Origin of the sequence: Saccharopolyspora sp. ASAGF58 (assembly GCF_012277335.1) — a bacterium.
Classification (GTDB): Bacteria; Actinomycetota; Actinomycetes; order Mycobacteriales; family Pseudonocardiaceae; genus Saccharopolyspora; species Saccharopolyspora hattusasensis.
Genome location: NZ_CP040605.1, coordinates 2,765,811 through 2,778,153 on the forward strand (window position 1 = coordinate 2,765,811; position 12,343 = coordinate 2,778,153).

Annotated in this window: 8 protein-coding genes and 2 tRNA genes; 8 read left to right on the forward strand and 2 right to left on the reverse strand. The window is 66.9% G+C overall.

Translation table 11 applies throughout. The annotated features are described in order from the left end of the window. Positions 1-48 precede the first annotated feature (48 nt). From FDZ84_RS13070 to FDZ84_RS13080, 3 genes are all read left to right on the forward strand, one after another. On the forward strand, positions 49-609 hold the full coding sequence (locus FDZ84_RS13070; RefSeq protein ID WP_168586117.1) for an RNA polymerase sigma factor: 561 nt from the start codon (positions 49-51) through the stop codon (positions 607-609). A gap of 44 nt (positions 610-653) precedes the next feature. Then, positions 654-739 (forward strand) — tRNA-Ser (locus tag FDZ84_RS13075). A gap of 316 nt (positions 740-1,055) precedes the next feature. Then, positions 1,056-2,795: an endonuclease/exonuclease/phosphatase family protein gene (locus FDZ84_RS13080; protein ID WP_305852039.1), complete on the forward strand. Its 1,740-nt coding sequence runs from the start codon at positions 1,056-1,058 to the stop codon at positions 2,793-2,795. A gap of 209 nt (positions 2,796-3,004) precedes the next feature. Here FDZ84_RS13080 and FDZ84_RS13085 read toward each other — a convergent pair whose 3' ends face one another. Both FDZ84_RS13085 and FDZ84_RS13090 read right to left on the reverse strand, forming a co-directional pair. After that, positions 3,005-4,372 carry an FAD-binding oxidoreductase gene (locus tag FDZ84_RS13085; protein WP_168586119.1) on the reverse strand — a complete coding sequence of 456 codons (1,368 nt, stop codon included), beginning with the start codon at positions 4,370-4,372 and terminating at the stop codon, positions 3,005-3,007. Between the two features lie 1,066 nt (positions 4,373-5,438). After that, positions 5,439-5,524: transfer RNA gene (locus tag FDZ84_RS13090), tRNA-Ser, on the reverse strand. A 114-nt stretch (positions 5,525-5,638) separates the two neighbouring features. On the opposite strand from FDZ84_RS13090, the gene FDZ84_RS13095 reads away from it, so the two are divergent. The 5 genes from FDZ84_RS13095 to FDZ84_RS13115 all read left to right on the forward strand — a co-directional run bounded on the left by FDZ84_RS13095 (position 5,639) and on the right by FDZ84_RS13115 (position 12,324). Next, positions 5,639-6,556, forward strand: coding sequence for a tyrosine-type recombinase/integrase (locus FDZ84_RS13095; RefSeq protein WP_168586120.1), 918 nt, complete (start codon positions 5,639-5,641; stop codon positions 6,554-6,556). Positions 6,557-7,072: 516 nt separating this feature from the next. Further along, positions 7,073-8,290: a helix-turn-helix domain-containing protein gene (locus FDZ84_RS13100; RefSeq protein WP_256413685.1), complete on the forward strand. Its 1,218-nt coding sequence runs from the start codon at positions 7,073-7,075 to the stop codon at positions 8,288-8,290. 59 nt (positions 8,291-8,349) lie between these two features. Further along, positions 8,350-8,724, forward strand: coding sequence for a hypothetical protein (locus FDZ84_RS13105; protein WP_246868982.1), 375 nt, complete (start codon positions 8,350-8,352; stop codon positions 8,722-8,724). Positions 8,725-10,420: 1,696 nt separating this feature from the next. Then, a complete protein-coding gene (locus FDZ84_RS13110; protein WP_168586121.1) occupies positions 10,421-10,606 on the forward strand; it encodes a hypothetical protein in 186 nt (61 codons plus the stop codon). A gap of 104 nt (positions 10,607-10,710) precedes the next feature. Continuing rightward, on the forward strand, positions 10,711-12,324 hold the full coding sequence (locus FDZ84_RS13115) for an aminotransferase class I/II-fold pyridoxal phosphate-dependent enzyme (RefSeq protein ID WP_168586122.1): 1,614 nt from the start codon (positions 10,711-10,713) through the stop codon (positions 12,322-12,324). Positions 12,325-12,343 lie beyond the last annotated feature (19 nt).

Sequence of the window (12,343 nt, forward strand, 5' to 3'; positions counted from 1 at the left end):
CCGTCCGCTTGCGACGGGCGGACTGATCGCGTTGCAGGGGAGTGTGACGTGGAGCCGACTGACGCAGTCCTGGCCACGCGCATCGCGACCGGCGACACCGGCGCCTTCGAGCTGGTGGTGCGCCGGTATTCCAACGGGATCTTCGGCATGGCGCTGCGGATGCTCGGCGACCGGGCCGAGGCGGAGGACGTGGCGCAGGACGCGTTCATCGCGGTGTGGCGGCGGGCTGGCGAACTCGCCGAACCGGCCGCCCTGCGGACCTGGTTGTTCAAGGTCGCCCACCGGAACTGCCTGATCGTGCTGCGCCGCCGGCGGACGCGCCGCACCGCTCCTGTCGGCGTGATTCCCGAGCACCGGACCGCGGTCGGGTCCGCCGCGCTGATCGCCGATCCGCAGCGGGCCGCGGAGGCGGAGGAGGGTGTGCTGGCGCTGCGGCGCGCGCTCGCGGTCCTGCCGAGCCGGCAGCGCGATGTCTGGCTGCTCGCGGAGGTCGACGGGCTGTCCTACGTCGAGATCGGCCAGCGCGTCGGGGCCGGTGAGCAGGCGGTGCGAGGTCGGCTTTCGCGGGCCAGGGCCAGCCTCGCCAGCATGATGCGGGCCTGGCGCTGACCCCCGTTGTCAAGCGCTGTCGGGTGACCGGTAGCCTAGCTGGCGGTAGCGTGTCCGAGCGGCCGAAGGAGCGCGCCTCGAAAGCGCGTGTGGTTAACAGCCACCGTGGGTTCGAATCCCACCGCTACCGCTCGCAAGGGCCGGTTCCCCGTGAAGACGGGGACCGGCCCTTGATTATGCGGTCTCGATTATGCGGTCTCGGTTGGTCTTGAACAGTTGGCGGATCGCGGCCATGAGCCGCATCGGGGCAAGAAGGTCCCCTGGTGCGGAGAGACTTAGTAGGGCAACGGCAGGTTGAGATACTGGCCTGCTCACGTGATCGTGTTTTCCCGATCGCTTTGCGACGGTAGCTTCTCGTCGACCACGTCGCTTGGCGAGGGGAAGCCGAAGTGCGCATCACGTCGTTGCTGACCGCCACCGCAGTGGCGGTCCTGATCGCGCCGACCATGGCGGCCGCGGCGCCGCAGCAGCAGGCCCGCATCCACGATATCCAGGGGACCACGCGGGTTTCGCCGCTGGTCGGCCAGCGGTTGGCCGGGGTGCCGGGCGTGGTCACCGGCGTACGCGGTTTCGGCTCGGCCCGCGGGTTCTGGCTCCAGGACCCGGAACCCGACGCGGACCCGCGCACCAGCGAAGGGCTCTTTGTGTTCACCGGGAAGGAGACCCCGGCGGTGGCGGTCGGCGACGCGGTCGCGGTCTCCGGGCTGGTCGCGGAGTACTACCCGACGGCCGAGGGCGAGACGCCGGAGACCACGCCGAACCAGTCGGTCACCGAGCTCACCGAGGCGACCTGGCAGGCCACCGGCAAGGGCAGCGTCCCGGCCGAGGTGCTCCGGGCGGACACCGTCCCTGCCGAGTTCGCGCCGCTGGAGGGAAACATCGACAAGCGCGAGCTGGAGCCGCAGCGATTCGCGCTGGACTACTACGAGTCGCGCGAGGGGATGCTGCTGCGCGTCGACGACGCGCGGGTCGTCGGGCCGACCGATGCCTACCGGGCGCTGTGGATCATCAGCAAGCCCGAGCAGAACGCGAACGGCCGCGGCGGCACCACCTACACCGGCTACGCCGAAGCCAACGCCGGGCGGCTGAAGGTCGAGTCGCCGTCGGACGCGCCGTTCCCCGCCGCGAACGTCGGCGACCGGCTGCGCGGCAGCACCGAAGGACCGCTGGACTACTCGCGCTTCGGTGGGTACGTGCTGGAGGCCGGGCGGCTGGGCGAGCACGTGCCGGGCGGCCTGCGGCCGGAGACGACGCGGCCGCAGGGACGCGACGAGCTCGCCGTCGCCACGTACAACGTCGAGAACCTCGCCCCGAGCACCGACCAGGCCAAGTTCGACCGGCTCGCCGAGGGCATCGTCGACCGGCTTGCCGCCCCGGACATCGTTGCGCTGGAAGAAGTCCAGGACAACTCCGGGCCGACCGACGACGGCGTGGTGGCCGCGGAGCAGACGCTGCAGCAGGTCACCGACGCGATCGTGGCGGCGGGCGGGCCGCGCTACCAGGGGCGGCAGATCGACCCGCAGAACAACGCCGACGGCGGGCAGCCCGGCGGGAACATCCGGGTGGCCTTCCTGTTCAACCCGGCCCGGGTGTCCTTTGTGGATCGTCCGGGTGGCGACGCGACCACGCCGGTGCACCCGGTGGCCCACGGCCCGCGGATCGCGCTGAGCGCATCGCCGGGGCGCATCGACCCGGCCAACGAGGCGTGGCGGGACAGCCGCAAGCCGCTGGCGGGCGAGTTCCTGTTCCGCGGCACGCCGGTGATCGTGGTGGCCAACCACTTCAACTCCAAGGGCGGTGACCAGCCGCTGCACGGCCGCCTCCAGCCGCAGGCGAGGTCGTCGGAGGAGCAGCGGGAGCGGCAGGCCCAGGCGGTTCGCACCTTCGTCGACGAGGCGCGGGCGGTCAACGACGAGGCCGCGGTCGTGGTGCTCGGAGACCTCAACGACTACGGCTTCGCCCCGGCACTCGCGCCGCTGACCACCGGGGGAGCACTGGTGTCGCTGGCCGACTCGCTGCCGCCCGCCGAGCGCTACAGCTACGTCTACGAGGGCAATTCCCAGCAGCTGGACCACATCCTGGCAACCCCGTCGATCACGGCGGAGTACGACGTCGTCCACATCAACGCGGAGTTCGCCGACCAGGCCAGCGACCACGACCCCCAGGTCGCCCGCCTCCGGTTCTAGCCTGTTTCCAGGCTCGTTCCTGCCGGGCGGTTCCGGTTGCCGCCGCAGCGGGAGCGCCCTGGTTCTGCCTCGCCAACCGCTGTGAAGCGAACGGACTGTTCACTTCAATAGGCGAGGCGAATGGTCCGTTCGCTTCATGTCGGCACCTTCCAAAGCAGCCTGTTCAGCACCCACGGGTGCTCACGGGCCGCCACCTGCGAATACGTCGTTCAAGGGCGGATGTTCTGGTTGAGGTGGAAGAGGTTTTGCGGGTCGTACTCGCGCTTCACCTGGACCAGCCGGTCGTAGTTCCCCTTGTAGTTCGCCTTGATCCGGTCCTGGTCGTCGCCGGCCATGAAGTTGACGTACCCACCCTCCTCACTGTGCGGCGCGGTCGCGGCGTAGTAGTCGCGCACCCAGGCGATGTTGGCTTCGTTGTCCGCCGGGTTGGGCCACATCCCGGCGATGACGGCCGCGAAGTTCGCATCCCGGTAGGCGAACGCCGTCGCATCCGCCGCGACCCGGTGGCAAGCGCCGTCGATCGGGTAGATGTGCACCGTCGAGTTCAACGCCGGCACCTTCGGGCCGAACCGGGCGTGCGCGGCGATCATCTCGTCGGTCAGTTCGACGACGAAGTTGGCCTTCCAGTAGTGCTGGAGACCAGGCGGGACGAGCGCGTCGAAAGCGCTGTTGAGCCGCGGATAAGGCGTCGGGCCCACGTGTTCGGCGACGATCGGCGCGATTTCGCGCAGCGGCTGGACGACGGCCGGGCCCGCGTCCATCGGCCCGGCCCAGCAGGCGACAATCGCGATCAGCACGTCGCCGTGCCGGTTCTCGGGGATGAAGGGCAGCGGTGGCGCGATCTGGAAAGCGGGGAACGCGCTGAACTCTTCCGGGGCGCGGGTGATGATCTCGCGGAAGGCCCGCAGCACGTTCGGGGCCTGGTCCACCTCGAAGAAGATCAGGCCGCCGTAGATGTCGCGCACCGGGGCGAGCCGGTACTCGAACGAGGTCACCACGCCGAAGTTGCCGCCACCGCCGCGCAACGCCCAGAACAGGTCCTCGTGCTGCCGCTCGTCGGCCACGACCAGCTCACCGGCCGCGGTCACGACGTCCGCGGAGACCAGGTTGTCGCAGGACAGGCCCAGGCCGCGGGCGAGGTGCCCGATGCCGCCGCCGAGGGTAAGCCCGCCGATGCCGGTGGTGGAGATGAGGCCGCCGGTGGTGGCCAGCCCGAAAGCGTGAGTGGCGGCGTCGATGTCGCCCCAGGTCGTGCCTCCTTCGGCCCGCGCGGTCCGGCCGCCCGGCGAAACCCGAACACCGTGCATCGGAGTCAGGTCGAGGACTACGCCGTCGTCGCAGGTCCCGAACCCCGGCACGCTGTGTCCACCGCCGCGCACGGCGAGGTCGAGCCCGTTCTCCCGCGCGTAGTCGACGGTGGCGACGGCGTCCCCGGCGTTGACGCACCGCACGACGACCTGCGGCCGACGGTCGATCATGGCGTTGTAAACGCTTCGGGACTGCTCGAAACCGTCGTCCTGCCGGCTGATCACGGTCCCGCGAACCCGCTCCCGCAACGTCTCGATCGTCAAGTCCATCGGAGCCACCCCGCCCGGGAAAACCAGTGCCATCGCCACCAACGGTGCGGCGAGCCGACCATGCGTGACAGGGACGTATGGCCCGCGAGCACACGAAAGAGCCCCGGTCGCGGTGTCGCGTCCGGGGCCCTGACCAGCGGAGGATACGGGATTCGAACCCGTGAGGGCTCCCTCTTAACCCAACACGATTTCCAATTCCGATGGCGAGGTCAACAGGGGTGCCCAGCCGTGTGTTCGCACTGGTCAGCATTTCAGAGGGGGTGGTTGGTGTGGGGGCGAACCGAGACGGGAACTGAGACGGCTACCGTCTCTCCTCTGCCACGAGTGCCGAGACCACTCAGCACCCGTTCGACACCAGCCACCTACTGGTGGCCCGCTCGCCCTCGATCACTGGTCGGACCCACGACAGGGGCACCGCCATCGCGATGGAGCCGCCCATCGAGGTCGAGGCTCGGGTGCTCGGCCGTGCGGCGGTTCCGCTACCGACCCGACGCGCCGCGCGGCGAAGGTCGCCACCTGGCCGTGAGTGATTTTGGGTGCCATAGCACCGAAAAACGCTCACGGGCCTTGGTCCTGCACCGTGCACACCCAACCGTCCGATGTGGACACCGCTCGACCGGCTGCCCGAGACGTCGCGACCGCTTCCGCCGACGGCTCGGGCGGCGTGGAGCCCGAACCCGTCGGCAATGAGCTCACTGTCGGTGAGTAGGGGTTGACGACCTCGCCCTGTGCGGGCGGGAACAACGTGGTCGTCGACGAGCACGTAGAGTGCGGTCAGGAGGGTGTTTAGTTCTTTATTCACACATTGATCTTGAACACCCTCGTCCTCTACCCACTCACCGACCCCTCTGTTCACATGATCTTCACGGAATCAATCATCTAGCTAGGTGCGCCCTGTTCAGCCCTACTGACGGACGACGATGAGGGCGACGACCCCACCGCCGGCGCCGTCGTCCCCTCGTAGCGCAGAGCGGGGGACCCCTCTCAACGGGGGCGACTGAGACGGAAACTGAGACTGGACGTGAAAGAGCCCCGGTCGCGGTGTCGCGTCCGGGGCCCTGACCAGCGGAGGATACGGGATTCGAACCCGTGAGGGCTATTAACCCAACACGATTTCCAATCGTGCGCCTTAGGCCGCTCGGCCAATCCTCCGTGCGGAAGCCTAGCAGGTGGGCTTCTGAACAGGGGTTACGGGTCTTGACCTGGGGTGACGGGTGGACGTCGGGATCTTGCACAGCGCTCGGAGCCAACACGATTCGAGGATTTGTGACATGGGGACGACGAACACGACAGCCGCGGTCTGGGGCATGCTGGCGCAAGACGATCAAGGCCAAGAACCTCTCGGCGAACACGGAGCGTGGCTACCTCTACACCGCGCAGAGGTGGGCCGAGTGGTTGGCCGAGCAGCAGCTCGACATCGAACCGGACCGGGTCAAGCCGCACCACGTCGACGACTTCATCGCCGACATCATCGAGGCGACCAGCGCCGCCAACGGCGCACACCACTACCGCAACCTCCGCGTGTTCTTCGGTTGGCTGGTCAAGCGGGACGAGATGTCGTCGAATCCGATGGACAAGACCGAGCCGCCGAACGTGGCAGAGAAGATCACTCCGCTGCTGAGTGATGAGGAACACAGGGCTGTGTTCGCGGTTTGCGGTGGGCGCGACTTCGCCGCCCGGCGTGACACGGCGATCATCCTGCTGTTCATCGACACCGGCATCCGGGTGTCCGAGATGGCATCGCTCCGCAAGGACGACATCGACCTCAAGACGCGCCAGTTTCAGCTCCGCGGAAAGGGCGGCAAAGTGCGCATCGTCGGTTTCGGTAACAGCACGGGCCTCGCCCTCGCCCGCTACCTCAAGGAGCGAGAAAAGCACTCCCACGCGGCATCGCCCGCGCTGTGGCTGTCCTCGCGCCGCGACCTTGCGCTCAAGACAGACGGGATCAAGAACATGCTCAACCGTCGCGGTAAGCAGGCAGGGGTGTCTGGGTCACTGCATGCGCATCGTTTCCGGCACGATTTCTCGCATCGCTGGCAGGACGCCGGAGGCAGCGAGCACGGGCTGATGCTGATCGCCGGATGGAGTTCCAACAAGATGGCCCGCCACTATGGCAAGCAAGCCGCAGCCCGGCGCGCTCTCAAGGAGCAGGCACGTCTCGGCATCGCTGACAGCATCGCCTGAGCGGGTGACACTGATGCGCTGTGCTGGGGTGCATGGCAGCAAGCAAGAATCTCACTCCAGCACAGCGCACGCTGCGCGCCTCTGCGGCAGCGCACGCTCGGTGGGCGAAGGTGTCGGACCGCGTTGCGGAGACTGCGCCAGCACGTCGAGCCTCGCTTGACCGGTTTGAGCGCCAGGTCGATCCCGATGGGGTGTTAGCACCAGAGGAGCGAGCCAGGCGAGCCGCCTCGGCACGCAAGGCGTACTTCCATGCCCTTGCGCTCAAGAGCGCCAAGGCTCGCCGGCGAGGTCCGCGGTCTGCGACCAATCAATCTCCGACGTGGTAATAGTCAGGAATGACGGGCGCCCGCTTGGCAGCTGAACGCGGGCGTCACAACTGACCTTCGCGACTGCTCGGATGAGGGTTAACTCAGGCTATCGTCACTTGATCGCGGCCCGGCTACGCTCGACGCATCTGATCGCTAGAGCAGCACCGCGAAGGCGCACCGGTCGATTCACGGAACGTGGTGGTTGCAGGTGGAACACAACGATCTGCCCGTCGGTAGTCGCATCCGTCAAGCGAGGGAACGCGTCGGCATGAGCCGTCCTGTGCTCGGCGGGCTCGTGGGGCGTTCTGCCGAGTGGGTGAAGGCAATCGAATCTGGTCGCCTCCAGACCCCAAAGCTCCACATGCTGACGAAGCTTGCCGAAGCGCTCGACATAAGCGACTTGGCCGAGCTAACCGGCAATGGCGAAGCGGTTCCGGTCTCCCGGTATGCGGTAGGCCCTGCGCACGGCGCGTTGAACGAAGTGCGTGCTGCCTTGATGGACTATCGGCTCAGCATGGACACGCGCCCCGTAAACCTGACGCACCTTCGCGAACGTCTCGCCGCAGCGTGGCATCTGCGCCACTCGTCGCCCGACCATCGGACACAGGTCGGTTCGATCTTGCCGGGCCTCATTCGGGACGCACAGCGTGCTGTCAGGGCGCGATGGGGAGCCGAACGCCGCGACGCGCGTCGGGTCTTGGCGGGCGTGTACCAGCTTGCCGACTTCTACGTTGCTTATCAGCCCGCTCCCGAGTTGGTGTGGCTTGTTGCTGATCGAGCGGTCACCGAAGGCCAAGATGCTGACGACCCGTATGCGATGGCGGCGGGAGCTTGGGCACTAGTGCAGGCGTTGCGGGAATCAGGACGTTGGGACGAGGCGATCTCTGTTGCGCATGACGGTGCCGCTCAGCTTGAGCCCTACATGGAGTCGGCGCCTGATGATTGGCGAGGGATGGTTGGGGCGCTACAAGCCGAAAACGCCCTCACCTACGCCCGCAAAGGCAGACATGGGGAAGCGTGGCGATACTGGGAGTCCGCTTACGAGATCGCTCGAAAGCTTAGGCCGAACTATCGACACATTCAGTCAAGTTTCAGTCTCGCGGTCATGCAGGCGAACGCCTTGAGTCTCGGGGTGGACCTCCGTCGTAACGGCGAGGCATTGAAGGCAGCGAGAGAGCTCGATCCGAATCAGATCGTCTCGGTTCCACGGCGTTCGCGGCATCTGATCGAGGTAGCGCGTGCTTACGCACAGCAGGGCGAAAGCGCCTCGGTGCTGGGGATCCTCACCAAGGCCGAGCGCACGGCGCCGGAGACTGTCCAGTTCAACGGTTGGGCACGGGACCTGATCCTGAAACTCCGAGACCAGCCGCCGACTGGAGAAATACCAGCCGTGCGCGCGCTCGCGAGGCGAGTCGGGATCCGCTGATCGGGTGGGGGTACAAAACGTACCCATCTGCGTACTGTGCGCACGCGAGAGTTCCGATCATGAACAGCAGTCTGCTCTTGGCGAAGCTGCCTGATTGGCTTCGCCCGCACATCGAGGCGATCGAGGACAGCCGTCGTGCTGGCTTCGTGTTTGTCTACCTGCCGAGTCTGGCCAACATGTCGACGTTGCAGGGGATCCTCAAGGTGAACGGCGCGATGGACGTCTACAGCGCGGCCTCGACATCGGACGCCGTCGCTGCCCGGTACCGACTGGAAGATCTGGAGACCGGCCGGCCCCGGCCGTTGTGGCACGCGCACGGATCGGTCACCGATGTGGTGCGCGAGCTGATGCAACTGCCGCCGCACGGGTCCAAGGGGGCACCCAGTCTCACGCTTCCGCTCCCCGGCGGCTTGTGGGTGCCGCCGTTCGCCTGATGGCCCCGGGATGCAGGCTTGACCGTCCAATGATTCATTTCTAAAAGAGCAGACCATTCCGCTAGCTCTTTCGGGAAAACCCGAGAGATGGTGAATCGCTGCGCCCAAAATGGAGGGAAATATGTTTGTGCAATTGTTATGGATAATGGTCGCGCTTGTTGTGGGATTGAGTGCGCTCGCGTGGTGGGGATCGTCGCCGGAGCGTGAGCATCAGGAAGCCAGCGAGGGAAAAGAATGAGCCACCCGGGCGCGCGATCGATGAAACCGGTCCCGCGTGTTTGGGTGGCCAGCGCGAAGGAATCCAGACTGCATCTTGCAGGCCAGCGTGAGGCCGAAGAGGGTGCGGAGTCCCTTCTTGGACTGTGCGAACACTTCGTTCGCAGCGTCGTTGGGGCGTGGGAGGGAAGCCCGCCGCACATCCAGGGTTACGGCTTGTGCGAGCCGTGTTGTGTGCTTGCGAAGATCTTCCCGGTTCTGACTCAACCGGCGATGTCGTTCGACGAGGCGTTGTCGCGCGCGTTGGACAGCTACCGTCCGAGAGCTCACTCGGTGGATCGGCCGACGGCCGTGATTCCGCGGGTCGTGGACGTCGAGATGACCGACCGGCTGCCGGTGTTGTGGGATGGTCTGGACGCTGACGGGTGGCCTGTGGACGACCCGGATCTCGACCAGCCCGGCTTAGGCGTTGGTGCCCCGGCAGTTCCTACCTGCCGGGGACGGCGGCTGAGCCTACTCCGCTCCCGCGCCAGTCGTACAGGCCCCGCCACGCTCTCCAACACAGGGCGGAGGCGGCATGACCGAGCGCATCGAGCCGACCATGGCCCGCTGCGAACCGCCGGTTCCGGGCTCTGGTCCCGGGCATCGACCCCGACACCGTGTTTCAGGACATCCGCGAGGCGGGCGGCTTCCGCTCGTGGGAAGACCCGCCCCGCACCCTGTACTACCTCGCGCCGACCGCCGTCGAGGTCTACCAGGTCGGCGGCGGCTGGGTGCTCGCCGTGAACGGTCCGAGCGTCGAAGCCGTCCGCGAGGGGCTGCGGATGCTGAGGTGCGGAGCCGACAGGGGACGCCCGGACTCCGGGGCGGCACGCCGGTGCGGGCGAAAGCGAGCCACGAGGCGGAGCTCGCCTCCAAGAAGTAAGGCCGCAGAGCTCGGGCCGAGACGTGTCGTCAGCACTGGGACTCGGCCCGTTTCCGCCCTGGCCACTGCTACAACGGCGTGGCGGTGGCCAGGGCCCCCAAAGAATGAAGGAAAGGGAGAAATTGAGGTACACGTCTACGCTTGTCGCGGCGATCTTGGCGAGCGTGTGCGCTGTCTCGTGCGTCGCGTTGGCAGACCGGCCAGCGCTCGACACTCCGAACTTCAGTGCCAGAGCCGTTGAACCTCTCATCGCGGTGCAACCGTTTCCGCCGGCTGACCCGTGCGCGGTGAGGCTGCCGCTCAAGTTCTAACGAACGGGCTCGCCCACCGGCATGGGCCAGCCCGTTCGCCACATCGATCGTCTGGTCGCTCGGTGGCTTCCTCGCATGGAGACCGAGTGATCAGGAGTTCCGACGAGACGAGAGGAGGATAGCTTGCGCTGCAACGACTGCGGTAATCCGTGGCACGTTCCGCACGGTTCGAAGTAGTTGAATTTCCTGGTCGGCGCTGGGCTGGCGCAGGCTCCGCGCCGACCGCCAACCGAAAACAGGTCGCATGCTTGAGAAAGTGGTCGGCTTCTGTCTGGCCGTGATCGCCGGATACGTGGTCATCATCGGTGTGGTGGCACAGGCTCGTTTGAACTCGGGCGAGTTCTACTACTTCGGAGATGCATTCGCCACGACTTCGACCGACGCCGGGCAGATCCTCGCCGACGTGGGGGAATGGATTCCAGTGCACTGAATCTGCTGGGCAATCCGCCTCGTTGGCCGCTCGGTGTTGGTATCCCGACTCCGGCGCCGAGCGGCACCCGGCCGGCCACTAGCCGTTGTTGGTGAGGGAGCAGCATGGTCGCTGAAGATGGTCAAGCCGTGCAAGGGAGGTTCTCTGATCTCTACACGGTGGTTTATGCACTGATCGATGATGCCAAGCGAGACCATCGTCTGGTCAAGCTGCACAAGGGAAGCCACGGGTCCGATAACCCGCACCCAGTGGTGCAGGACGTGGGGGCGTACTTTTTCCTTGAGAAGAAAGGGATTTTCGCATTCGTGCACCATGCGATGGGCGCAGCGGGTGCGAGGCTGGATGCTCTTGTGGCCTACGACTCGGCATGTCGCCCTCGCATCGCTACTCGGGAGGTGTTCGGCCTGTTGGCCGAGTGCTCGCGTCGTGACGGTGAGACGGTCGAGGACTTCACCCGGTGGGTCGTGTCGCGGCAGCATGATCTCGGCCGGTACCGGGGCGGGTCGTCTGGGTTCGATGACGAGGCCGGGTCTTTCGCCGCCGCTCATTTCCGCAGCACCGGGGTTCCCGCCTCGCCGCGGGAGGTCTTGGTGTTCTGCGGTGGTGCCAAGGGCGGGATGATGGCGATGCTCGGGGCGGTGATGTGCCGCCACGAGGGCGAGAAGGTGCACCGGATGTCCGGGCGGGTGCTCGCTCCGGTCGGCTACTACCAGAGTTTGCGGATTCTCCCGCCCATCGTCGGCGGCACCATCGACGTCGCAGCGAGCTTGGACGGCCCGGACGTGCAGGCGTGGCTTGCCGACACCGCCCGCGAGTGCGGCCGGGTGATCTATGCGCCGTTGGTGAACAATGTCGATGGCAACGTGCTCACGGAGTCGCGTGCGCGCGGGATCGCGGCGGCGGTGCTAGAGCACAACCGGCGCCACCCCGGGAACCCGGCATATGTGCTGGGCGATGACGTCTACGCCGGTAGCTACCTGGCGCCTGGAGCCTCGACGCGGCCGATCGGGTCCATCCGCGGTGACGAGCTCGGCAGCCCGGACTTGGGGAACATGTCGGATTGGGTTCTGTCGGTGGTGACACCGAGTAAGACCTACGCGCTACCCACGAGCCGCATCGCCTTCGCTCACACCGGCAACAAGGCCCTGCGGTCAGCGGTGGCGCACTACCGCACGATGCTGTCCTACGGACGGGTGCCACAAGGCGACGAACTGACCGCCGCGGCCGCGATCTGCCTCACCCCGCAGCAATGGATCGACCGGTGGAACCGCACCTACGCGCAGCGGGTCGACCGGCTCTGTACCCGCTTGCAGGCCATCAACGAAAACCTCGGGATGGACGCTTTCCGGCTCACCAGGCCGGACGGCGGCTGGTACGCGGCACTGCGCATCCATCACGGGCTGTTCGCCGACCCACGGGTTCGTTCCAGCGTCCACGCTCTGGCGGTCTGCCTGAACTGCGGCCGCGAGCGCCGCGACACCGGACTCGCCCTGCTCCCCGGCGAGCTCTCCGGCTACCGGGTCACGCCAGGCTCGCCGGACTACATCCTGCGAGCCAGCGTCGCCGTCGGCGACGACGACCTCGACGAGTTCACACACCGTTTGGCAGATCTCGGCGCGCTGCTACGCAGCCCCGCCAGGCCGGCCGCGATCACGCACGCACTCGACCGCGCCCGCGCTGTCGTGCACGATCTCGACACCATCGTCGAGACCGCCTGATCAGGTGGCGCGCTGATCA

Coding starts and splice junctions, on each gene's coding strand:
- FDZ84_RS13080 (WP_305852039.1), top strand. CDS start 1,056: ATGGCGGCCGCGGCGCCGCAGCAGCAGGCCCGCATCCACGATATCCAG.
- FDZ84_RS13085 (WP_168586119.1), bottom strand. CDS start 4,372: ATGGACTTGACGATCGAGACGTTGCGGGAGCGGGTTCGCGGGACCGTG.
- FDZ84_RS13110 (WP_168586121.1), top strand. CDS start 10,421: ATGCTTGAGAAAGTGGTCGGCTTCTGTCTGGCCGTGATCGCCGGATAC.
- FDZ84_RS13105 (WP_246868982.1), top strand. CDS start 8,350: ATGAACAGCAGTCTGCTCTTGGCGAAGCTGCCTGATTGGCTTCGCCCG.
- FDZ84_RS13115 (WP_168586122.1), top strand. CDS start 10,711: ATGGTCGCTGAAGATGGTCAAGCCGTGCAAGGGAGGTTCTCTGATCTC.